This is a genomic window from Rhodococcus sp. AH-ZY2, from assembly GCF_030916465.1.
GTDB classification, from domain to species: Bacteria; Actinomycetota; Actinomycetes; order Mycobacteriales; family Mycobacteriaceae; genus Rhodococcus; species Rhodococcus ruber.
Map to the genome: position 1 here is coordinate 182394 of NZ_CP126458.1, position 23504 is coordinate 205897.

At 70.9% G+C, this 23504-nt stretch carries 19 protein-coding genes; 7 read left to right on the top strand and 12 right to left on the bottom strand.

What is annotated here, in order from left to right:
- Nucleotide 1: 1 nt before the first annotated feature.
- Entirely contained in the window at nt 2-1165 is a 1164-nt protein-coding gene (locus QNA09_RS01670) for a steroid 3-ketoacyl-CoA thiolase (protein WP_308072172.1), read from the bottom strand.
- 182 nt (nt 1166-1347) lie between these two features.
- On the opposite strand from QNA09_RS01670, the gene QNA09_RS01675 reads away from it, so the two are divergent.
- The 3 genes from QNA09_RS01675 (at nt 1348) to QNA09_RS01685 (ending at nt 6123) form a co-directional block, all read left to right on the top strand.
- On the top strand, nt 1348-2601 hold the full coding sequence (locus QNA09_RS01675; RefSeq protein ID WP_010594468.1) for a cytochrome P450: 1254 nt from the start codon (nt 1348-1350) through the stop codon (nt 2599-2601).
- A 416-nt stretch (nt 2602-3017) separates the two neighbouring features.
- Nucleotides 3018-4589: an FAD-binding protein gene (locus QNA09_RS01680; protein ID WP_267966271.1), complete on the top strand. Its 1572-nt coding sequence runs from the start codon at nt 3018-3020 to the stop codon at nt 4587-4589.
- Nucleotides 4590-4686: 97 nt separating this feature from the next.
- Nucleotides 4687-6123 (top strand): MFS transporter, encoded by a 1437-nt coding sequence (locus QNA09_RS01685; protein WP_230831687.1) that lies wholly within the window; start codon nt 4687-4689, stop codon nt 6121-6123.
- Here the strand turns inward: QNA09_RS01685 and QNA09_RS01690 are convergent.
- The 6 genes from QNA09_RS01690 to QNA09_RS01715 are packed head-to-tail and all read right to left on the bottom strand — an operon-like array spanning nt 6104 to nt 11259.
- Nucleotides 6104-6703 (bottom strand): NTP transferase domain-containing protein, encoded by a 600-nt coding sequence (locus QNA09_RS01690; RefSeq protein ID WP_010594465.1) that lies wholly within the window; start codon nt 6701-6703, stop codon nt 6104-6106. The two genes, QNA09_RS01685 and QNA09_RS01690, sit on opposite strands and share 20 nt — an antisense overlap.
- Nucleotides 6704-6712: 9 nt before the next feature.
- Nucleotides 6713-7141 (bottom strand): nuclear transport factor 2 family protein, encoded by a 429-nt coding sequence (locus tag QNA09_RS01695; RefSeq protein ID WP_010594464.1) that lies wholly within the window; start codon nt 7139-7141, stop codon nt 6713-6715.
- Nucleotides 7138-8016 carry a TIGR03619 family F420-dependent LLM class oxidoreductase gene (locus tag QNA09_RS01700; RefSeq protein WP_026137822.1) on the bottom strand — a complete coding sequence of 293 codons (879 nt, stop codon included), beginning with the start codon at nt 8014-8016 and terminating at the stop codon, nt 7138-7140. Before QNA09_RS01700 ends, QNA09_RS01695 begins: the two co-directional genes overlap by 4 nt.
- 12 nt (nt 8017-8028) lie before the next feature.
- Nucleotides 8029-9204: a thiolase domain-containing protein gene (locus tag QNA09_RS01705; protein ID WP_010594462.1), complete on the bottom strand. Its 1176-nt coding sequence runs from the start codon at nt 9202-9204 to the stop codon at nt 8029-8031.
- Nucleotides 9204-10265, bottom strand: coding sequence for a thiolase domain-containing protein (locus QNA09_RS01710; RefSeq protein WP_010594461.1), 1062 nt, complete (start codon nt 10263-10265; stop codon nt 9204-9206). Before QNA09_RS01710 ends, QNA09_RS01705 begins: the two co-directional genes overlap by 1 nt.
- A gap of 16 nt (nt 10266-10281) precedes the next feature.
- A complete protein-coding gene (locus QNA09_RS01715) occupies nt 10282-11259 on the bottom strand; it encodes a Zn-ribbon domain-containing OB-fold protein (RefSeq protein ID WP_017680982.1) in 978 nt (325 codons plus the stop codon).
- Nucleotides 11260-11349: 90 nt separating this feature from the next.
- Between QNA09_RS01715 and QNA09_RS01720 the strand changes: the two genes are divergently transcribed.
- On the top strand, nt 11350-12387 hold the full coding sequence (locus QNA09_RS01720) for an LLM class F420-dependent oxidoreductase (RefSeq protein WP_119699378.1): 1038 nt from the start codon (nt 11350-11352) through the stop codon (nt 12385-12387).
- Nucleotides 12388-12509: 122 nt separating this feature from the next.
- Here the strand turns inward: QNA09_RS01720 and QNA09_RS01725 are convergent, their stop codons facing one another.
- A complete protein-coding gene (locus tag QNA09_RS01725; RefSeq protein ID WP_010594457.1) occupies nt 12510-13343 on the bottom strand; it encodes a crotonase/enoyl-CoA hydratase family protein in 834 nt (277 codons plus the stop codon).
- A gap of 77 nt (nt 13344-13420) precedes the next feature.
- On the opposite strand from QNA09_RS01725, the gene QNA09_RS01730 reads away from it, so the two are divergent.
- From QNA09_RS01730 to QNA09_RS01740, 3 genes are read left to right on the top strand one after another with little or no spacing between them, the layout of a single operon-like run.
- The gene (locus QNA09_RS01730; RefSeq protein ID WP_017680985.1) at nt 13421-15076 is read left to right on the top strand and encodes an acyl-CoA synthetase; all 1656 of its coding nucleotides are present in this window, start codon (nt 13421-13423) and stop codon (nt 15074-15076) included.
- A gap of 11 nt (nt 15077-15087) precedes the next feature.
- On the top strand, nt 15088-16200 hold the full coding sequence (locus tag QNA09_RS01735) for a nitronate monooxygenase family protein (protein ID WP_010594455.1): 1113 nt from the start codon (nt 15088-15090) through the stop codon (nt 16198-16200).
- A 10-nt stretch (nt 16201-16210) separates the two neighbouring features.
- On the top strand, nt 16211-17404 hold the full coding sequence (locus QNA09_RS01740) for a cytochrome P450 (RefSeq protein WP_308072173.1): 1194 nt from the start codon (nt 16211-16213) through the stop codon (nt 17402-17404).
- Between the two features lie 7 nt (nt 17405-17411).
- Here QNA09_RS01740 and QNA09_RS01745 read toward each other — a convergent pair whose 3' ends face one another.
- From QNA09_RS01745 to QNA09_RS01760, 4 genes are all read right to left on the bottom strand, one after another.
- Nucleotides 17412-19979 (bottom strand): multicopper oxidase domain-containing protein, encoded by a 2568-nt coding sequence (locus tag QNA09_RS01745; RefSeq protein ID WP_010594453.1) that lies wholly within the window; start codon nt 19977-19979, stop codon nt 17412-17414.
- Nucleotides 19976-21124: a hypothetical protein gene (locus tag QNA09_RS01750; protein ID WP_017680987.1), complete on the bottom strand. Its 1149-nt coding sequence runs from the start codon at nt 21122-21124 to the stop codon at nt 19976-19978. The genes QNA09_RS01745 and QNA09_RS01750 overlap by 4 nt, the downstream gene beginning before the upstream one ends.
- A complete protein-coding gene (locus tag QNA09_RS01755) occupies nt 21064-21783 on the bottom strand; it encodes a metalloregulator ArsR/SmtB family transcription factor (RefSeq protein ID WP_026137824.1) in 720 nt (239 codons plus the stop codon). Before QNA09_RS01755 ends, QNA09_RS01750 begins: the two co-directional genes overlap by 61 nt.
- 69 nt (nt 21784-21852) lie before the next feature.
- Complete coding sequence (locus QNA09_RS01760; protein WP_308072174.1) at nt 21853-23475, bottom strand: long-chain-fatty-acid--CoA ligase; 1623 nt, start codon at nt 23473-23475, stop codon at nt 21853-21855.
- Nucleotides 23476-23504: the final 29 nt, after the last annotated feature.

Consider the following 23504-nt stretch of genomic DNA (forward strand, 5'->3'; position numbering starts at 1 on the left):
GTCAGATCCGCTCGATGATCGTGCCGGTGGCCAGCGCGCCGCCGGCGCACATGGTGATCAGCGCGGTCGAGCCGTCGCGCCGCTCGAGCTCGTGCAGGGCGGTGGTGATCAGCCGCGAGCCGGTGGAGCCGACGGGGTGGCCGAGCGCGATCGCGCCACCGTTCACGTTGACCTTGTCCATGTCGGGCTCGTGCACCCGCGCCCACGACAGCAGCACCGACGCGAACGCCTCGTTGACCTCGAACAGGTCCAGGTCGCCGATCGCCATCCCGGACTTGTCGAGGACGCGGCTCGTCGCCTGCACCGGTCCGTCGAGATGGAACTCGGGCTCGGCGCCGACGAGGGCCTGCGAGACGATCCGAGCCCGCGGCTTCAGGCCGAGCGCCGCGGCGCGGTCGGAATCCATGAGCAGCACCGCGGCCGCGCCGTCGGAGATCTGCGACGAGGTGCCGGCCGTGTGGATGCCGCCGTCGAGGACCGGCTTCAGCTTCGCGAGCGACTCCGCGGTCGTCTCGCGCAGGCCCTGGTCGCGGGCGACGGTCTGCTTCTCGCCGGTGAGCGCGCCCGCCTTGTCGACGACGGGTGCGACGACGGGCAGCACCTCGCGGTCGAATCGGCCCTCGTCCCAGGCCTGCTCGGCCAGCGCCTGCGACCGGACGCCGAGGGCGTCGACGTCCTCGCGGGTGATGCCGCGCCGGCGAGCGATGCGCTCGGCCGCCTCGAACTGGTTGGGCATGTCGATGTTCCACGACTCGGGGCGGCGCGGGCCGGCGAGTTCGCCGACGTTCGCGCCGAGCGGCACCTGGGACATCGCCTCGATACCGCAGGCGATGCCGACGTCGATGGCGCCGGTGGCGATGAGCCCGGCGATCAGGTGGTTGGCCTGCTGGGCCGACCCGCACTGGCAGTCGATCGTGGTGGCGCCGACCTGCCACGGCAGTCCGGCGTGCAGCCAGGCGGTGCGGGTGATGTTGTTGGACTGCGCGCCGGCCTGTGTGACGCACCCGCCGATCACCTGCTCGACGAGGGCGGGATCGAGGCCCGCACGCTCGATCAGTCCGCCCTGCGCGGCCCCGAGGATCTCGGCAGCGTGCAGGCCGGCGAGCCAGCCGCCGCGCTTGCCGATCGGGGTGCGTGCCGCCTCGACGATGACTGGTGTGCCCACGGTGGGCTCCTTTCTGATCCTTGTCCTCGCAAAGTAGAACAGGTTGTCGTGGCGGACAAGGTGTGGTCCGAATGATCGGGACTTGGCGATTCCTTGGCCTGCGGGCCGCCCTGTGCTTGAATGCTTTTAGAACGTGTTCCACATCGCGACCCGGTGCACTCGTCAGGGTAGGAGAGAATTCAGTGGCGCAGCCCAACATCCCCGAAGACATCGACTTCACCGATCCGGATCTCTACGCCGAGCGGATGCCGTTCGAGGAGTTCGCCGAGCTGCGTAGGACGGCCCCCGTCTGGTGGAACAAGAAATCCCCGGACGTCGGCGGGTTCCACGACGAGGGATTCTGGGTCGTGTCCCGGCACGAGGAGGTCCGTGAGGTCTCCCGCCGCAGCGACGTGTTCTCCAACTGGGAGAACACCGCCATCCCGCGGTTCAACGACGACATCCCGCGCGAGGCCATCGAACTGCAGCGGCACGTCCTGCTCAACAAGGACGCTCCCGAGCACACCAAGCTGCGCAAACTCGTCGCCCGCGGGTTCACCCCGCGCGCCATCAACGGCCTCCGGGACGAGCTGAACGCCCGCGCGAAGAAGATCGTCGAGGAAGCCTGCCAGGCCGGCCGGGGCGATTTCGTCACCCAGGTCGCCGCCGAGCTGCCCCTGCAGGCCATCGCCGAACTGATCGGCGTCCCGCAGGAGGACCGGGACAAGATCTTCGAGTGGTCGAATCAGATGACCGGCTACGACGATCCGGACAACACCGCCGACCCCGCGGCCGCGTCGATGGAGGTTCTCGGCTACGCGTACCAGATGGCCGCCGCGCGCAAGGAGTGCCCGGCGGACGACATCGTCACCACGCTGATCGAGGCGGACATCGACGGGGACGAGCTCTCACCCGAGGAGTTCGGCTTCTTCTTCATCGTGCTCGCCGTCGCCGGCAACGAGACCACCCGCAACGCGATCACGCACGGCATGGCGGCGTTCCTCGACAACCCGGAGCAGTGGGAGATCTTCAAGCGGGACCGCCCGAAGACCGCGGCCGACGAGATCATCCGCTGGGCCACGCCGGTCACGTCGTTCCAGCGCACCGCGCTCGAGGACACCGAACTCGGCGGGCAGACGATTCGCAAGGGCGACCGCGTCGTGATGCTGTACGCGTCGGCGAACAACGACGAGGAGGTGTTCGAGAACCCCCGGACATTCGACATCCTGCGAGATCCCAACCCGCACCTCGCGTTCGGCGGAACCGGCGCGCACTACTGCCTCGGCGCCAACCTGGCGCGGATGGAGATCGACCTCGTGTTCAACGCGATCGCCGACTACATGCCCGACATCACCAAGGTCGCCGATCCGCGCCGGTTGCGGTCCGGCTGGCTCAACGGCATCAAGGAGTTCCGGGTGGACTACAGGACGGAGGGCGGCTGCCCCGTCGAGCACTGACCCGATGCCACGGCGCCGGGGCGATCGGGGCTCCTACGGCGCCGGGGCGATCGGGGCTCCTACGGCGCCGCCGTGCCGACCGCTGGCCCCGGCGTCCTGCGGATCCGGTCGCCGTTCCCGGATCGGCGCGCGGAGGGATGTCGGACAGAGGTGGGGAGTACCGCAGAAGCCGGCGACGTGGGTGCACCCCGCCGAAATTGGGGGTGAGGGCGGGGTGCTCGGCCACAGTATTTCGGCCGCCGAGGGCCGGTAGCCTCCGGTCCTGCTGACCGGGATCGGCCTGTGCGACGTCGCCGTGCCGGGTCCGGCCGTGCGGACCGAACGGGGGAGATCTCGCGTGCGGCAGGGCCCGGGCCTGTTGTTCCGCCCAGTGAGACGTCCTCTCCCGTGCGCCGCGGTTGCGGAAATAGTGTCACGTGCTCCCGGAACGGAATCGGCGAAAGGCTTCGAGCATGGTGGATTGGGCAGAGGAATGCGACGTCCTCGTCGTGGGATCGGGGGCGGGAGGCTGCTGCGGCGCGTACACCGCCGCCCGTGAGGGACTGTCGGTCGTCCTGGTCGAGGCCTCCGAGTACTTCGGCGGCACCACCGCCTACTCCGGCGGCGGTGGGGTCTGGTTCCCCACCAACGCCGTGCTGCGACGTGCCGGCGACGACGACACCATCGACGACGCCCTGACCTACTACCATGCCGTCGTCGGCGACCGCACCCCCCGCGACCTGCAGGACGCCTACGTCCGTGGCGGCGCACCCCTGATCGACTACCTCGAGGCCGACGAGGACATCGAGTTCACGGCCTACCCGTGGCCGGACTACTTCGGCAAGGCTCCCAAGGCCAGCGCGAAGGGCCGTCACATCGCACCGACCCCGCGGTCCGTCGCCGACGACCCGGAACTCAACGAATCCGTCCGCGGGCCGCTGGGTCGCGAGCGCAACGGGGATCCGTTGCCGGACAAGCTGATCGGTGGGCGTGCCCTCATCGGCCGGTTCCTGGTCGCCATGCGCAAGTACCCGAACGTGCAGCTGCACCGGAACACGCCGCTCGAGGAACTCGTCGTCGAGGACGGCGCCGTGGTCGGCGCGATCGTCTCCCACGGCGAGCAGCGGCGCGCGGTGCGGGCCCGCAAGGGCGTCGTGCTCGCCGCCGGCGGATTCGACCACAACGACGAGATGCGCGCACGGTACGGCGTCCCCGGCGCGGCCCGCGATTCGATGGGGCCGTGGTCCAACCTCGGCAAGGCCCACCAGGCGGCCATCGCGATCGGTGCCGACGTCGACCTGATGAGCGAGGCGTGGTGGTCGCCGGGGCTGACCCACCCCGACGGGCGCTCGGCCTTCGCGCTGTGCTTCACCGGCGGCATCTTCGTCGACCAGGACGGCAATCGCTTCACCAACGAGTACGCGCCCTACGACCGGCTCGGCCGCGACATCATCGCCCGCATGGACAAGGGCGAGATGACGCTGCCGTTCTGGATGATCTACGACGACCGGAGCGGGGTGGTGCCGCCGATCGCGGCGACGAACGTTCCGCTCGTGGAGACCGAGAAGTACGAGGCGGCGGGACTGTGGAAGACCGCCGACACGCTCGCCGAACTCGCCGGGCAGATCGGGGTGTCGGCCGAGGCGCTCGAGGCGACCGTCGCACGGTTCAACCGCCTCGCCGCCGGCGGCGTCGACGAGGACTTCGGCCGCGGGGACGAGCCCTACGACGTGGCGTTCACCGGCGGCGGTTCGGCGCTGGTCCCGATCGAGAAGGGCCCGTTCCACGCCGCGCAGTTCGGCATCTCGGACCTCGGCACCAAGGGCGGCCTGCGCACCGACACCGTCGGCCGCGTGCTCGACGGCGCCGGGACGCCCATCCCCGGGCTGTACGCGGCGGGCAACACGATGGCCGCCCCGAGCGGCACCGTCTACCCCGGCGGCGGCAACCCGATCGGCACCAGCGCGTTGTTCGCCCACCTGGCGGTCCGGCACATGGCCGGCGCGTAAGGACGACGCCGGCCGCCCGGTCCCGCTCAGTGGGTCCTGCGTCACACTCGGCGTACTCCGTCCGTACGGTTCACACCGACGAACCGTAGGAGTATTCATGAGTACATCGTTGGCACCCGAACGGGCACCCTCGACCCGTGCCGAACGCCGCTACGAGCGGACCCGACCCGTGTGGGCGGTGGTGGCCATTCTCATCGCCGTCGAAGTCATCAGCGCATTCGAGACGTCGATGATGTACGCGGCGCTGCCGACGTTCGCCCGGGTCTTCGAGGCGGACGCCTCCGCGGTCGGATGGACCGTGACGGCGTTTCTGCTGGTGGCGGCGGCCTCGGCGGCAGTGTGCGGCCGGCTCGGCGACATGTACGGTCGCGAACGGGTGCTGATGTTCGTGCTGGCCTGCGCCGCCACCGGCTCGATCGTCAGCATGGCGTTCGGGACCCTCGAGGCCATCATCGCCGGCCGGGCGATCCAGGGGGTGGCGGGCGCGATCCTGCCGCTGTGCATCGGGCTCGCCCGTGAGCACCTGCCCGCGGAACGCGTCCCGATGGCCGTCGCACTGATCTCCGGATCCGCCGTCGCGGCCGGGGCCGCCTCCCTGCTCGTCGCCGGCATCCTCATCGATCTCGGGGACTGGCGGTACATCTTCGTCGTCGCCGCGGCGTACGCCATCGCCTGCATCTTCCTGGTCGAGGCCGTGCTGCCGTGGCGACGCCGCCACCACCACCGGCAGCCGATCGACGTGGTGGGCGCGGCCGGCCTGGCGACGGCCGTGGCCGCCGTCCTGTTCGGGTTGACCCAGAGCCGCGCCTGGGGCTGGAGCGACGGCCGCGTCCTCGCGCCGATCGTCGTCGGTACGGCGATCTTCGCCTGGTGGGTGTGGTGGGAGCTCGGCCGGCCGTCCCCGATCGTGAACCTGCGCCTGCTCGCCGAACGCAACGTCGCGCTGACGATGCTCGCCGGGGTGGCCCTCGGCGTCGGACCGATCGGGGTCGGGACGATGATCATCCCGATCATCATGCAGAGCCCCACCTCCGCGCCGTTCGGCCTCGGACTCACACCCACCTACGCCGGAACGCTGTCGTTCGTCGGCGCGATGATCGGCATGGCGTTCACGCCCGTCGCGGGCCGGATCGCCGCCGCGGTGGGGGCACGGTCGTCGCTGCTGCTCGGCAGCGTGGTGTTCCTCGTGGCGTGCGCCGGATTCTTCTTCTTCCGGGCCTCGGTGCTCGGGATGACGCTGCTGGTGGTGGCCGTCTCGGTGGCGACGGCGTTCGCGTACACCGCGCTGCCGAACCTGCTCGTCGAGTCCGTCCCGGAACACAACACGAGCGAGATGGCCGGCAGCCAGACCGTGCTGCGCACCGCCGCGTCGGCCGTGGGCACCTCGGTGGCGTCGCTCCTGCTCGCGTCCCTGGTGGTGCCGGGGACGGCCACGCCGACGGTGGCCGCACTCGGGGCCGTCTGCACGATGCTGGTGCTGTCCTGCGCCGTGACGATCGTCCTGGGCTCGGCGATCAGGTATCGCCGCGCGTGACGTCCCGCCGGTCCAGCAGCGCCAGATCGCCGGGCACGTCGACGTCTCCCGGATCGGCGAGACCCGTGCAGTCCAGCCGCCGCACCCGGTCGCGGTGGCCGGCGAGGAATCGCCGGGCACCCTCGTCGCCGACGGCCTCCCGGGCCGCCGCCTCGGCATCACGCCGGTCGAACACCACAGGATGGCCGGGGCGGTCGCCGAACATCGGCACGGTGATCGTGCCGGGGCGGTGCGCGGCCAGCACGGTTCGGACGAGTCCGGCGGTGATGCCGGGAAAGTCGACGACGGTCAGGGCGATCACCTCGTGGCCCGTCGTGGCGTCCATCCCGGCCCGCAGCGACGTCGACATCCCCTCGGCCCAGCGCGGATTGACGACGGTTCGGATGCCGGGCGGGCACGCGGCGACGACGTCGTCGGCGTAGGCGCCGGCGACCACCGTGATCTCGTCGCAGCCCCCGGCGGTGAGCGCGGCCACCACGGTGTGCAGCAGCGGGTGGCCGCGGTGGGGGAGCAGTGCTTTCGCGCGCCCGCCCAGTCGCGTGCCGCCCCCCGCCGCGAGGACGATCCCGCCGACGGTCATGGCCGGACTCTAGCCGCGCGCCGCCCCGGCTGCGGGGCGAACCGTCTTCATGGCCCGCTCGACTTCCCAGAAGGCGCGCAGCGACGCGATCCGGCCGTCGTCGTCCACGCGGTAGACGAACACGCCCTCGGCGTCGATCACGTTGCCGCCGAGGGTGGTGCGGATGGTGCCGATGTTGACGCACTCGTCGCCGCACACCAGCACGTCGTCGACGAGGAACTCGAGCCGGTCGGTGTTCGCGATGGTCATGTCGTAGAAGCGCGAGATCGCCTCGCGCCCGTGGTGCCCCGTGCCCTCCGGGTCGAACCCGGACGGACCGACCGGGTCCTCGACGACCCCGTTCTCGGCGAACAGCGCCAGCCACTCGTCCTTGCGCTTCCCGCTGGCCGCGGCCTGGGACGCCCGCGCGGCCACCCGCGCCGGATGTTCGTCGCTCATGCCTGCTCCCTTCGATGGATGTACCTGTCGGCGAATCTGTGCAGGGACTCCTGCTTCGCCTCGAGGGGACTGTCGAAGCCGTGCCCGTCGAAGATCCACGGCACCACGATGATGTCGGTGACCCCGGCGTCCTCGAGTTCGGCGTACCCCGCGCTGCCGAACCGGTCGACGCACACGGCCTGGATCTCGAACGGCTCGTCGGCGCGGCCGTATTCGGCGCGCAGTTCGCGCAGTCGCGCGACCACGTCGACGAGGTCGTCGAAGCGGATCATCGCCGAGGTCCAGCCGTCGCCGATCCGGGCCGCGCGGCGCAGCGCGACGTCGGTGTGGCCGCCGATGTAGAACGGCACCGGTGCGCTGGGGGCAGGGCTCATCTGCAGGCGGTCGAAGTCGAAGAACTCGCCGTGGTGTTCGACCATGCCGCCGCCGAGGATGAGCCTGATGACCTCGATCATCTCGTCGACCCGCTTGCCGCGCCGCGCGTACGGGACGCCGCACCACTCGAATTCCTCCGGGGCCCAGCCGATTCCCACGCCGAAGCCGAAGCGGTTCCCGGTCAGGTTGGCGACCGACCCGACCTGGCGGGCCAGCAGCACGGGGTTGCGGGAGCCGAGCTTGAGGACCTGGGTGTAGAACCGGAGCGTCGACGTGACCGCCCCCATCGCGGCCGCGGCGATCAACGGATCCACCCACGGGGTGTCCTCGGTCCACATCCGCGACCCGTCGGGAGTGTACGGGTAGTCGACGCTCTGCTTCTCCATGTAGAACAGGGAGTCGGGCAGCGCGATCGAGGCGAACCCGCACTCTTCGGCAGTGCGGGCCAGGTCGGCGAGTTGATCGAGCGGCGTCATCGCGACGCCGACGGTGAAGTCCACCACGGTCCGTGCCTATCGTTCCGGTCGGTCCGAGCCGACCACCCACATCGAGAAGTACTGCGAGCCACCACCGTACGCATGCCCGAGCGCCTTGCGCGCACCGTCGACCTGATGTTCCCCGGCGCGGTGCATCACCTGCATCGCCGCCTCGGCGAATCGGATCATTCCGGACGCGCCGATCGGGTTGGACGAGAGCACCCCGCCGGACATGTTGACCGGCAGCTGACCACCGAGTGCCGTTTCCCCGGACTCGGTGAGCTTCCAGCCGGAACGTTCCGGGGTGAAGCCGAGGTTCTCGAGCCACATCGGTTCGAACCACGAGAAGGGGACGTAGATCTCGGCGCAGTCGATCTCGGTGAGCGGGTCGGTGATCCCCGCGGCCTTCCACAGCGCCGCCGCGGCCATCCGGCCCGCCTCGGGGTTGACCTGGTCGCGTCCCGCGTACGTGGTCGGCTCGGTTCGCATCGCGGTGGCGTGGATCCACGCGACGCCCCGGCCCTGCGCCTCGACTGCCGCGGCCGAGTCCTCGTCGCCGATCACCACGGCGCACGCGCCGTCCGAGGAGGGGCAGGTCTCGTCGTAGCGGATGGGGTCCCACAGCATCTGCGACGCCTGCACCGACTCGAGCGTGATGTCCGGCTGCTTGAGGTGCGCGTAGGGGTTCTTCGCGCCGTTGAGGCGGTCCTTGACGGCCACCATCGCGCCGATGTGCTCGGGGGCGCCCGAGCGCCGGATGTAGGAGCGCACGTGGGGGGCGAAGTAGCCACCGGCGCCCGCCCCGACCGGCATGGTGAACGGCACCGGGGTGGACAACGCCCACATGGCGTTCGATTCGGACTGCTTCTCCCACGCCACGGCCAGCACCCGTCGGTGCACGCCGGCCTGGACGAGGCTGGCGGCGACGTTGGCGGTGGACCCGCCGACCGACCCGGCGGTGTGGACCCGCAGCATGGGCTTGCCGGTGGCGCCGATCGCGTCGACCATGCCCAGTTCGGGCATCATCACGCCCTCGAACAGGTCCGGGGCCTTGCCGATGACGACGGCGTCGATGTCGTCCCAGCCCACGTCCGCGTCCGCGAGCGCCCGGTCGATCGCCTCGCGGACGAGACCGGACATCGACACGTCGTGCCGTTTGGCGACGTAGTGGGTCTGTCCCGTGCCGAGGACAGCGGCGAGTTGCTTGCCCATCAGTTGCGTCCCTCCAGAACTGCTACCAGATTCTGTTGCAGCACAGCCCCACTCGTCGCGTGTGCGAGCGCACGTCCGGCGCGGCCGTCCATGATCGCCTGCGCGGCACAGCCGATGCGTTCGAGTCCACCGGAGAACATGGGGTTGCCGGTGAGCGGACCCCCGGTCGGGTTGACCGCCGTCGCGCCCGAGAGGCCGAGCGCCTCGCGCAGGATCAGCTCCTGATGCGTGAACGGGGCGTGCAGCTCGGCGACGTCGAAGGCGGTGTCCCCGCCGGTCACCGCCGCGGCGGCCGCGGCGGCGGACGGTGCCTGCGTCAGGTCCCGCGAGCCGAAGTTCGGGGTGTCGATGCGGTGCTCGATGCCGGTGATCCAGGCGGGGTTCTCGCACAGCTCGCGGGCCCGGTCGCCGGTGGCGAGCACGACGGCGGCGGCGCCGTCGGTGACCGGGGCGCAGTCGTGCCTTCGCAACGGGTCGGCGACGTAGGGCCGGTCGAGCAGTTCCTCGACCGTGACGTCGCCGCTGATCTGGGCATTCGGATTGTCCTTGGCGGCGGCCCGTGCGCGGACGGCGACCTGCGCCATGTCCTCCTCCGTCCACTTGCCGGCGTCGAGTCCGAACCGGGCCTGCAGCCCGGCGAGCGAGACGGAGTCGAGGCCGAGCGGTGCGACGAGGTACGGGTCGAGTTGCACGCCGAGGACCTGGCGCAGCGTGCCCGCCGAGGACTTGCCGAAGCCGTACACGAGCGCGGTGTCGACCTCCCCGGTGAGCAGCTTGACCCACGCCTCGTACAGCGCCCAGGCGGCGTCCATCTCGACGTGGGATTCGTTGATCGGTGGCACCGCGCCGAGCGCGTCCACGGCGGAGATGAACGAGAACGCCCGGCCGGCCAGGTAGTCCGACGAGCCCGAACACCAGAAACCGATGTCGGACTTGGTGATACCCAGCTTGTCGTAGAGCTCCCGGAAGCACGGGACGAGCATCTCGACGCCGTTGGTGGTGCCGGTGGTCTCGCGCACGTGAGGTGCCTGCGCGAAGCCGACGACTGCGATGTCTGTCATGGTGGGCGCGGCTCCCTTACAGGTGGTGTTCGAAGGTCTCGTAGGCGGCGTCCGGCTCGCCGGTCGGCCGGAAGTACTCGATGTTGCGCAGCGTGTAGTCCCACTCCTCGCGCGGGCGCCACTTCGCCTCCACCCGCATGCCCATGCGCACCTCGGAGGCGTCGCACTCGAGGATCAGGTGCAGGAACGGGATGTCGGCACCGTCGAGCAGCACGTACGCCGCGACGTAGGGCGGCGTGATCTGCTGCCCGAGAAACGGCACGTTGACGATGCAGAACGTGGTCACGATGCCCTTGTCGGACACCTCGACCTGCTCGCGGGTGGGGATGCCGTCGGTGGGGTTCGCGCCGCGCGGCGGGATGTAGACCTTGCCGCCGGGACCGGTGCGCCCGCCGATCAGTCGGCCCTCGGCCAGCCCGCGCAGGTAGTAGGACTCCTCGGACGACGCGCTGTGCGTGTAGTGCAGGTCCAGCGGGGTGATCATCATCGTCACCGGTTCGCCGGAGTCCTCCGGCCGCACCGTCACGGTGCCGGCCTCGCCGGGCTCGAACCCGGCGATGTCGCGGATGTGGCCGACGCGGTCGTCGGCCCAGCGCACGCGCACCCGCATCCCGGTGCGCATGTCCGCCGGGTCGGGGACGTCGACCGCGTGCAGCAGCGTCGTGTCGGCCCCGTCCAACTGGATCAGCGCCCACGCGAAGGGACGGTCGAACGGCTGGCCCGGCAACGGATCCGGATTCCAGGTCCAGCTGCGAACCGTGCCGCTCTGCCCGACCTCGACGAAGTCGGTGAGCGGTTCGTGGGTGACCGCGTCGAACTCCGGGGGCGGCACGAGGACTCGTCCGTCCGAACCGCGGGCGCCGAGGATTCGTCCGTCGCGCAGACCGGTGACGAACGCGCCGACGGTCGGCCCCGTGGATCGGGTGTAGTCGAACTTCAGGTTCAGTGGTGCGCTCAGCGGTTTCTCCGCGGTCGCGCTCTTTCCCAGGCTCACAACTTCGAGTAGAACAGGTTCTAGAGACGGTGGCAAGGGTACTGTCCGAGCAGCGGTGCCTTCGGCCCACCCCGAAAGGAATGGTGTGCAATGAAACTGGGTCTGCAGCTCGGCTACTGGGGGGCGCAGCCGCCCGCGAACGCCGGAGAACTCGTCGCTGCCGCCGAAGCGGAGGGCTTCGACGCGGTCTTCGCCGCCGAGTCGTGGGGCTCGGATGCGTTCACACCGCTCGCCTGGTGGGGCTCGGGCACGCAGCGGGTGCGGCTCGGCACGTCCGTCGTGCAGGTCTCCGCCCGCACCCCCACCAGCTGCGCCATGCACGCCCTCACCCTCGACCACCTCAGCTGCGGTCGGCACATCCTGGGCCTCGGTGTGTCGGGCCCGCAGGTCGTCGAGGGATGGTACGGCGAGCCGTTCGCCAAACCGCTCGCTCGCACCCGCGAATACGTCTCGGTCGTGCGCAGGGTGCTCGACCGCCGCGAGCCGGTGACCAACCCGGGGCCGCACTACCCGCTGCCGTACGACGGTCCCGGCGCCACCGGTCTCGGCAAGCCGCTCAAGCCGATCACGCACCCGCTGCGCGCGGACATCCCCATCTGGATCGGCGCCGAGGGACCGAAGAACGTCGCGTTGACCGCCGAGATCGCCGACGGATGGCTGGCCATCTACTACTCGCCGCGCCTGGCCCCGATGTACGACGAGTGGCTCGACGAGGGCTTCTCCCGTCCGGGCGCCCGGCGCACCCGCGCCGACTTCGAGATCGCCGCGACCTGCCAGGTCGTCGTCACCGACGACCGGGCGGGGACCGTCGCGGGCCTCAAGCCCGTCACGGCCCTGTACGTCGGAGGCATGGGCACTCCCGAACTGAACTTCCACGCCCAGGTGTACCGGCGGATGGGCTACGGCGACGTCGTCGACGAGGTGACCAGGTTGTTCCGTGCCGGTCGCAAGGACGAGGCCGCCGCCGCGATCCCCGACGAGATGGTCACCGAGACGATGATCGTCGGCGACCGCGACGAGGTCCGCGCCGGAGTGAAGCGCTGGTCCGACGCGGGCGTGACGATGCTGCTGGTGAGCTGCCACGACGCCGAGCACGTGCGTTCCCTGGCGGACGTCGTCCTGGGCTGATCCCGCCGCCCCGGCGCGCACCCACTGCTGCCGCGTGACCGAATGTCACACCGGTTCGATGTGATCGACGCGATGTGACATTCGGTCGGCGGGGGCGGCCGGCGGGGGCGGGCAGAGGCCCCTCAGGCGCCGGTGAACTTCGGGGCCCGCTTCTCGGCGAAGGCGCGGGGGCCCTCCTTGGCGTCGGCGCTCTTGAAGACCTCGGCGCCGAGCTTCGCGTCGATCTCGAAGGCCTCCTCCTCGTGCATGCCCTCGGTGTCGCGGATGGTCTTCAGGATGGCCCGGACGGCGAGCGGGCCGTTGGCGGCGATGGTGCCGGCGATCTCGAGGGCCTTGTCGAGTGCCTGACCGTCGGGGACGACGTGGCCGATCAGGCCGATCTCCTTCGCCTCGGGGGCCGTGATGTGCCGGCCGGTGAGCAGGATGTCGGCGGCGATCGTGTAGGGGATCTGACGCACGAGCCGCACCGCCGAGCCACCGAGTGGGAACAGGCCCCATTTTGCTTCGGACACACCGAATTTCGCACTCTCGCCGGCCACCCTGATGTCGGTGCCCTGGAGGATCTCGGTGCCGCCGGCGATGGCCGGCCCCTCCACCGCGGCGATGAGCGGTTTGGTGAGGCGGCGGCCCTTGAGCAGCGCGGGCAGCCTGGACAGGTCCCATCCTCCGCCGTCGCCCTGCTCGAACTTGTCGCCCGGGGCGGACCGGTTCATCGCCTTGAGGTCGGCGCCCGCGCAGAAGGCGCCGCCCGCGCCGGTCAGGACGGCCACCCGGATCTCCGGATCGTTGTCGACGCGGTCCCACGCCTCGGCCATGATCGCCATCATCTCGCCGGAGAGGGCGTTGCGCGCCTCGGGCCGGTTCATGGTGACGATCAGGACCGGACCGCGCTGCTCGACGAGGCAGTGCGGAGCGGCTGCCGAAATGCCGGAAACTTCCGATGCGGTGGTGGACACTGAGGACTCCTGCGGTGTTGTGAACTGGATCTCATTCGGGTCTTGTCAGAAACGGTAACACGTTCTACTTTTGTGTCGTGGCCCTTAACATCGCAGACCTCGTAGAGCACGCAATCGACCTTGTTCCCGACCGCGTCGCGCTCGCGTCGGACGGACGTGAGGTCACCTACGCGCAGCTGGAGGAGCGCGCCAATCGGCTCGCCCACTATCTGCAGGAACAGGGTGTGAAGCCCGGTGACAAGGTGGGGATCTACTCCCGCAACACCATCGAAGCCATCGAGGCGATGGTCGCGGTGTTCAAGATCCGTGCCGTGATGGTGAACGTCAACTACCGGTACGTCGAGAACGAGTTGCAGTACATCTTCGACAACTCGGACATGGTCGCGCTCGTCCACGAGCGTCGCTATTCGGACAAGGTCGCCGCCGTCCTGCCGCACTGTCCGCAGATCCGTACCGTCGTCGTGGTCGACGACGGCACCGATCTCGACTACTCGGGCTACGACGGCGTCGACTACGAGTCCGCCCTGGCCCAGGGCTCACCCGAGCGCGACTTCGGCGAACGCAGCGCCGACGACCTCTACATCCTCTACACCGGAGGCACCACCGGCAGCCCCAAGGGCGTGATGTGGCGTCAGGAGGACGTGTGGCGCGTGCTCGGCGGCGGCATCAACTTCATGACGGGCGAATACGTCGCCGACGAATGGGAACTCGCCAAGACCGGTGCCGCGGGTGCGCCGCTGGTGCGCTTCCCGATCCCGCCGCTCATCCACGGCGGTGCCCAGTGGGCGGTGCTGCAGTCGCTGTTCAGCGGCGGCAAGGTCATCATGCATCCCGAGTTCGACGGCCACGAGGTGTGGCGGGTCATCGAGGAACACAAGGTCAACGTCATCTTCATCACCGGCGACGCGATGGGCCGCCCGATGCTCGACGCCCTCGAGAGCGGCCGTCCCGGGACGGGGGAGAAGTACGACCTGTCGTCGCTGTTCGCGATGGCGTCGAGCGCGGCCCTGTTCTCCCCGGCGCTGAAGGAGCGCTTCCTGGACCTGATGCCCAACACGGTCGTCACCGACTCGATCGGCTCGTCCGAGACCGGCTTCGGCGGACTCGGCATCGTCGCCAAGGGACAGACCCACGCGGGCGGCCCGACCGTCAAGATCGACGCCTCCACCGCCGTGATCGACGACGAGGGGAACCCGATCGAGCCCGGATCCGGTCAGGTGGGCGTGCTCGCCCGCAAGGGCCACATCCCGATCGGCTACTACAAGGACGAGGTCAAGACCAAGGCGACCTTCCGCGAGTACCACGGTGTCCGCTACTCCATCCCGGGGGACCACGCGCGGGTCGAGGCCGACGGCACCGTCACCATGCTCGGCCGCGGCTCGGTCTGCATCAACACCGGCGGCGAGAAGGTGTTCCCCGAGGAGGTGGAGGGCGCCCTGAAGGCCCACCCGGACGTGTTCGACGTCCTCGTCGTCGGCGTGCCGGACGAGCGCTGGGGACAGCGCGTGTCCGCCGTGATCGCCCCCCGGGCCGGCACCCGGCCGGCGCTGGCCGACCTCGTCGAGGTGGCCCGGACGCAGATCGCCAGCTACAAGATCCCGCGCAGTGTCTGGTACGTCGACGCCATCAAGCGCTCACCGGCCGGCAAGCCCGACTACCGGTGGGCCAAGGAGCAGACCGAGCAGCGCCCAGCGGACGACCACCACACCAACGGCTCCGCTGCGGCGAGCTAGAAGGGACCGGGATGCACACCGATCTCAGCAGGAAATTCGGAATCCAGTACCCGATCTTCGGGTTCACCCCGTCCGAGCACGTCGCCGCCGCGATCAGCCGGGCCGGTGGTCTCGGCGTCCTCGGCTGCGTCCGGTTCAACGACCCGGCCGAACTCGACGACGTCCTCACCTGGATGGACGAGAACACCGACGGCAAGCCCTACGGCGTCGACATCGTGATGCCCGCGAAGGTCCCCACCGAGGGGTCCGCCGTCGACCTCGACAAGCTCATCCCCGCCGAGCACCGTGCCTTCGTCGAGCGCACCCTCGCCGAACTCGGCGTGCCGCCGCTCGACGAGTCCGCCGAACACGCAGCCGGTGTCCTCGGATGGCTGCATTCGGTCGCCCGCTCCCACGTCGACGTCGCGCTCGGGCACCGTCCGGCCCTCATCGCCAACGCACTCGGCTCCCCGCCGAAGGACGTGATCGACCTCGCCCACGAGAAGGGGGTGCCCGTCGCGGCGCTCGCCGGGGCGGTCGAGCATGCCCGGCGGCACGTCGAGAACGGCGTCGACATCGTCATCGCCCAGGGATACGAGGCGGGCGGGCACACCGGTGAGGTGGCCTCGATGGTGCTCTGGCCCGAAATCGTCGACGCCCTCGGCGATTCGGCGACGGTACTTGCCGCCGGCGGAGTGGGGTCGGGTCGGCAGATCGCCGCCGCGCTCGCGCTCGGCGCGTCCGGAGTGTGGATGGGCTCCTACTGGCTCACCACCTCCGAATACAAGCTCGGCGCCGCCGCGGCCGGCCCGTCGTCGGTCCAGCGAGCGCTGCTCGGCGCGTCGTCGTCCGACACCGTGCGCTCGCGGATCTACTCGGGCAAGCCCGCCCGCCTGCTCAAGACGAAGTGGACCGAGGCGTGGTCGAAGCCCGAGGCGCCGTCACCACTGCCGATGCCGTTGCAGAACCTGCTCGTGAGCGAAGCCCACCAGCGGATCGCCGCCGCGGACGATCCCGAGGTCGTCGCGATGCCCGTAGGGCAGATCGTCGGCCGGATGAACGAGATCCGGCCGGTCGCGGAGATCATGGCCGAGCTCGTCGCGGGGTACGAGCAGGCCGTCGACCGGCTGAACGCGGCCCGGTGACGGACCGGTGGTGACCGTCTACGATCCCTTCGACCCGCAGTTCCTGGCCGACCCCTACCCGGCCTACCGGATGCTGCGGGACGAGGATCCGGTGCATCGCCACGTCAGCGCCCGGAACGGCATCCCGCCGTTCTGGGCGCTGTCCCGCTTCGAGGACGTGTGGAACGCGGTGCGCGACACCGGCACCTACTCCTCTGCACAGGGATTGACGTTCGTACCCGACGAGATCGGAAAACTGGGTCTCGCGCCGACGATCGTCATGCTCGACCCGCCGCGGCACGGACAACTGCGTGGACTCGTCGCGAAGGGCTTCACTCCCCGGCGCGTCGCGGCTCTCGAGGACGCGGTGCGCGGATTCGTCCGAGTGCTGCTGGATTCCTTCGCGGGCTGGCGTGAGGTGGATCTGCACCGCGAGTTCTCCTCGCCGATACCCACATTCGTGCTGGCCGAGCTGCTCGGGGTGCCGGCAGCCGACCGGCCGCGCTTCGATCCGTGGGTCGCTGCCCTCACGGCGCTGCAGGACTCCGGGTTCGACCTGAACGCCATGAGCGCCCCCGCTGCCGTCGCCGAGATGTTCGAGTACTTCGCCGGGTTGATCACCGAGCGCCGTCGCGCACCCGGCGACGACCTGATCAGCGCGTTGACCGAAGCCGAGTCCGACGGCGAACTGCTCACCGACTGGGAGATCCTCGGCTTCTGCTTCGTCATGGTCGCCGGGGGCAACGACACCACCGGGAACCTGATCTCGCACGCGGTGATGCTGCTCGACACCGACCACCGCCAGCGCGCCCTGCTCGTCGACGACCCCGCCCGGATCCCGGGCGCGCTGATGGAGACGCTGCGGCTGGAGGGATCGGTGCAGGGACTGGCGCGGACCACCACGCGCGACGTCGAACTGCACGGGGTGACGATTCCCGCGGGGGAGAAGGTGATGATGCTCTACGGCGCGGCCAATCGGGACGAACGCGAATTCGGGGACACCGCCGAGCAGTTCGACATCACCCGCTCCATTCCGCGGCACCTGGGTTTCTCCAGCGGTCCCCACTTCTGCATCGGCTCGCACCTGGCGAAGTTGCAGTCCCGGGTCGCCCTCGAGGAATTGCTGTCCCGGTATCCGCACGTGTCGGTCGACCCGGGTGCGGGGGTACGCCTGCAGTCGTCGTTCACCCGCGGCTGGGCGAGCCTGCCCGCGTCGCTCGGGTAGCCGCGTTTCAGGGCTGCACCTCGACAACCCCGTGCGCGCCCCGCTCGGCGTCGACCATCACGTGCGAGACGAAGGGATAGCGGCCCTCCTCGGGGAAGGTCAGCTCGACGAACCCGCCCTGGGACGGCGACAATCCGAGCGTCTGCGCACCGGAGACGCCCGGGCGCAGGCGATAGTCGCCCTCGGTCCAGACCGTGTCGAACTGCCCGCCGACGACATGGAACGCGGTGCCCCGGTCGGGTCCGGCCGCGAGTACCCAGATCCGCACCCGCTCGCCGACACGGGCGGGCAGCGGCACGTGGTCGTATTGTCCGGCGTAGCCGTTGAACACCACCAGATCCGGTGCCTCCGCTGCGATCTTGGCCGCGTCCGCCTCACCCGCCGCCGGACCGAGATACAACTCCGACTGCACCAGCACGTACTCGCGGTCCACCGGCGGGAGGTCCGGCGGATCGATGACGACGGCGCCGAACATCCCGTTCGCGATGTGCACGGACATCGGCATCGTGGCGCAGTGGTACATCCAGATGCCGGCACGCGTCGCGGTGAACCGGTAGACCAGGGACTGTCCGGGGTCGATGGTGCGCATCGGCCCGTCGGGGGCGAGCGACCCGGCGTGGAAGTCGATCGAATGCCCGATCGTCCCGTCGTTGACCAGCGTGATCTCGAAGACGTCGCCGACCTTGCCGTGCAGGGTCGGACCGGGTGCGGTGCCGCCGAACGTCCACAGTCGCTGGGTGATTCCGGGGGCGACGGGACGCTCGGATTCGGTCACGGTCAGGGTGATGCGGTGCTCCGGCATCGGCGCGGGCAGCGCCGGGTCGTGCGGGACGAAGTCCGGTCCCGGTTCGGCACCGAGGCTGCGAGCGACGTCGGTGGCGGCGAGCGATGTGCCGGCTGTCGCCGCGGCATGATCGGCGTGCGCGTCCGGGGCCGGCGCGCCGGTCGCGCGGATCCGTAGCGTCATGCCCATCTGCCGGTGGCCGGCGACCGAGCACCACCCGTCGACGTCGCTGCCGATCACGCCGGCGTCGAGAGTGGCGGAGTCGCCGGGAGCGAGGCGCTCGGTTCGGGTTCCGTCGGCAAGGACGAGGTCGTGCCGATCCGTACCGGAATTGGTGAGGGTGACGACGAGGCGGTTTCCGGCGGGAACGTCGATCACGTCGGGCACGAACCGCATCCCTTCGATGCGGACCTGAGCTTCCGTGGTGACGCCCGTGACCTCGACCGCCTCCGCGCGCACGGTGGAGATGCCCGCCGCTGCGGGATCCGCCGCCACGCCCGCGGCGGCGGCCACCACGACGACACCCAGGCCCGCGGCGGCCACACCGAGACGCCGCCGGGCGGGGATCGGTTCGGGCCTGCCGAGCCGCGACGGCGTGCCCTTGGCCCGGCGGCCGGCCACCACCGCGCGTACCGCGAGCGGAAGAAACGCGGCGAGGGCGACGAGAACCAGCATCGACGCCAGGACGCGCACCAGGCTCGGCGCCGGGAGCACGCACAGCACCAGGCCCCCGTTGGCCACCGCGACACGCCACGCCGCGCCGCGTTCGAGTTCCGCCGTCGCGGCCTGCACGGCCGCCCGCCCGCCGATGACCACCGGGAGCAGGTACGTCAGGGCCCCGAGCAGCACCTGGACGAGGAAGCCGGCGAGCAGGATCCCAGTGGCCGTGCCGATACGGCCGGCGGCGGCCGTCCAGCCGGGTGCGGTGGCCAGCGCGACCGCCACGTAGGCGGCGCTCACGAGGAACCAGGTCACCCCCGCGAGGACGGACATCGTCGCGAAATCGGCGGGTGTGCGGCGACGGATCTCCGCGAGGTGCGGTTCGAGCACGTACACCGCTGCGGCGAGGTAGGTGAGCGCGCCCGCCGCTGCGAGCCCGGTGCTCCCCATGATCGCCCCGGCCACTCCGGCGCCGAGCCCGGCGGCGAGAACGGGCAGACCGTGCCGCGCCGCCGTCTCCACCCGCTGCGCCACCCGGGTGCGCAGCATCGTCGGCCACAGGGTGACCAGCGTGCCGAGCACGGTCAGTCCCATCCACCCGAACAGGTTGACTCCGGCGTGCGCGACGACGAACCGCTCGTGCAGCGTCCCCGGCAGCGCGTCGTTCGCCATCGCGGCGCCGAGACCTGCCCCCAGCGGCAGCAGGGCGGCGGCCACGATGTAGAAGCGGACGGTCTCGCCGAAGCGTGACGGCAGCGCGGCCCGCAGGTGCCGGACGAGGATCACGGCGTGTATCGCGGCGATCACCGCCACCGTGACGCTGCCGGCGAGCACCAGGGGCCACCAGCGGCCGAGCATGCCCGCGACGACCGCGACCGCGCCGGCGTTGAACACCACCAGCCGCAGCGCTTCGGGTCGACGACTCGTCGCCGGCGGGCGGCGCAGCAGGGCGTCCGCGAAGTGCCGGCTCCAGACGAGGACGGCGTTGCTCGCCGCCCCGAGTCCGAGCAGATGCACCAGCAGCCACCCGGACATCGGCACGAACCGGTGAGCGAGCGCGACGACGACGAGCGCGACGAACCACGCGAACACGATCGTCCCCGCCCGCAGGTGCCATCCGCCGCGGCTCATGCCGGCGCCTCCGTCCGCGCCGGTCGCAGCGCCGAGTACGCGGCCACCGCGAGAAAGGCGAGCACCGCGACGATGTTCAGGACCCCGCCGACGGTGACGGCCCATCCGACGCCGCGGACGTCCCCGACCGCCAGGCGTAGCAGCAGGGACCCATGCAGCAGCACTGCGGGCCCGTACATGGCGGGGCGGTACGGCAGGGGCCGTCGCACCACGGCCGGGAGAACGATCGGGGCGTGCGCGAGGATCATCGACAGCACGAAGCCGAGCATCACCGCATGCACGACCGCGTCGTACCCGCCGCCCGTCCGGACCGGGCCGACGAGCAACCACGTCAGTCCCGCCGCGGCCAGCCACCCGTACCCGGCGAGCAGGCACACGGCCGTGAACCGGGCCTGTCCGGCCGCGCGGACCGTGCGGCGGGCCACGTCGAACCGGGCCAGCCAGGCGACGAGGGCCAGCAGCGCGGCGCCCAGGAGGGGATACCCGGCGGACGGCCACAACAGGGTGGCGAGCACGCCGGCCACGACGGCCCCCGCGCTCGCCACCAGGAGCTGCTCCGCGCCGGTGCCGACCATCGCCACCCGCGCGAGCTCGAGGCGTTCCCCCGCGATCGTGAGCACGAGGAAGCCGACGAACCACGGCAGCAGGTCGGGGACGGACACGCCGCCGAGCCACAGCAGTGCACCGCCCGTTGCGAGGACCGCGCCGGCCGCCTGCACGACCACCGCGACGTCCTCGGTGCGCCGCCACAACGGCACGTACACCGCGACGAGCAGGGCGCTGCCGGCCACGAGGAGGCCGTCGGCGAGACCTCGGGGGGCGGGGGCGACGAGCAGCAGACCGCCTGCGCCCAGGCAGATCGGCGCGGAATACCCCCAGCGGCGTCCGAGTGCGACAGCGCGCTCGAGGGCGACCACCGTGCCGACGAAGCCGAGCACCAGCACGACGCCGTGGACCTCGGGGAGCCGGTCGCTGTCGACCGGAGCGGGCACACCGAGCAGCAGCAGTGCGGCGTCGAGACCGGCGAGGAGGGCCACCCCGCCCGGGAGGAGCAGCAGCGCGCGTGTCGGAACGGGACGCTCGTTCACGGCTGCCGCCCCGAGGGCCGTGGCGGTGCGGCGGGCGTAGGCAGGAAGAGCCGGCACGCGCCGGGTTCGGCGAAGGGCAGCAGGTCCAGGCCCGGCCCGGTGGGAGCGCCGAGTTCGGCGAGGACGCCCTCGACGATACCGAGGTGGACCTGGCACACCACCGTGGGGAAACGGCGGGCGGCGGCGAGCAGCGGGCACCGGCGGAGCGCGACGCCGCGGAGCGGCCCGTCGTCGACCGGGTCGAAGCCGAGGTGGGCGAGCAGGGTCAGCACCGTCCGGTCGGGGTCGCCGGAGGCGCGGTACTCGCGCACGAGGTCGCGGCCCCAGTCGGTACCGGCCGCGCGGGCGTCGGACTCGGGAGTGGCGCTGGTGCGGGCGAGGTGCCCGGCGAGGGCGGTGGCGAGTCCGGCGTAGTCGCGCGCGGAGACGGAGGGGTCGGCGGCGGGTGCGGGCCGGTACCACCGCGCGGGCCGGCCGCGTCCCCGCGCCGGTTGCGGGCCGACGCTGTCGTGGACGAGCAGGCCGAGTTCCACGAGGGCTTCGAGATGCTCGCGCACCGTGTTGGTGTGCAGGGCGAGACGTCCGGCGACGTCGCCGACGCGCACGGGAGCATGGGTGCGCACGTCGCCGAGGACGGTCGCGCGCTGGGCCGACAGCGGCGGCGGCTCCGCCGTTGCCGGAGGTGCCGGCCCGAGAACCGGATCACTATTTTCCACGGAATTAACTGTAGTAAATGGGGCCGGGAACGGCCAGCCCGGCCGCGGATCGGTGTGTCCTTTGGGCGGTCAGGACCGCCCAAAGGGCGCACCGCTGGCGAGGTCGGGTGTCAGGAGGGTGAATTCGCGGTCACCGCGCGACCGCATCCACACCGGGTCGGTGCAGTTCCACCGTTCGGCGCTGAGCGTGCGGGTGAGCACCTTGAAGGTGGCCGTGCGCGGGAAGTCGGAGCACACCCGGATCAGCGTCGGCAGCTGTTTGGGGCCGAGGTCGGGCTGCGCGTCGAGGAAGTCCGCGAACGCGACCGGATCGAACTCGTCGGTCGCGGTGGGGATGACGGCGGCCATCACCCGATCGCCCACGTCCGCATCCGGGACCGCGTAGACCGCGACCTGGGCGAAGCCCGGATAGCGGAGCAGGATGCGCTCGATCGGTGCGGCCGCGATGTTCTCGCCGTCGACGCGCATCCACCCGGAACTGCGACCGGCGAAGTAGACGAAGCCCTCGGCGTCGACGTAACCGAGATCGCCGCTGTGGTAGCGGCCGTCGCGCATCCGTTCGGCATCGGCCCCCGGATTCTTGTAATAGCCTGCGAACAGACCGGACCCGGTGACGTTGACGAGTTCGCCGGTCGCGACGTCGGCGTTGAGGACACGGCCGTCGGCGTCGAACTCGGCGACAGGGCAGGGAGATCCGGTGTCCGGGTCGAAGATCTGCACGCCGTCGGGCAGTCGGCCCAGTGCTCCGGGCGGGGCGTCGGGCGCCGCGGAGATCGAGATGCCGCCCTCGGTGGAGCCGAACCCGTCGACGACCGTCGCGCCGAACCGTCGCCGGAACGCGGCGATCGCGGGGGCCGTGCCCTCGTTGCCGTACATGATGCGCAGGGGGTTGTCCGCCTCGCCGGGTTCCTCCGGGGTGGCGACGATGTAGGACAACGGCTTTCCCACGTAGTTGGCGTAGGTTACCCCGAAGCGGCGCACGTCCGGCAGGAACCCGGAGGCGGAGAACCTGCGCCGCAGGGCGATCCCGGACCCCGCCGCGAGCGCCACCGCCCAGCCGGCCATCATCGCGTTGGAGTGGAACATCGGCATCGACACGTACACGACGTCGTCGGCACCGAGACCGAACCGCTCCGCGAGCATCACGCCGGGGCCGGTGATCTTCTCGTGGGTGCAGCACACGGCCTTCGGGTCGCCGCTGGTGCCGGAGGTGAAGATCAGCATGAACAGGTCGGTCGGGCTGGCCGGGACCGGTTCGACGGTGGCACCGGCATACGGGGCGAGCAGCGCGGCCCACTCGGCGGAGTCGACGTCGATCACCCGCACCCCGCCGAGATCGAGCCCGTCGAGCAGTCGGGCGTTCGCGGTCTCGGTGAACACCACCTGGCAGCCCGCGAGCGCGATGTCGCGGGCCAGGGCCTGCCCGCGGCGAGTGGTGTTCAGCCCGACCACCACCGACCCGGACAGTGCCGCGGCGCCGAGCAGCAGCGAGAACTCCGGCACGTTGTCCATGAGGATCCCGAAGTGCCGGGGCCTGCGCGGGTCGAGCAGTTCGTGCAGCAGGGCGGCCCGATCCCGGCCGGCCTGCACGTGCTCGCGCCACGTCAGCGACGTATTCTCGAACTGCAGGCCACGATCGTCGACGGTGGCGAGCCGCTCGAGGAGCGCGGTCACCGTGAGTGCGTCGGTCATGGGGGCATCCTGGCGTCTGTGCGTGCCGG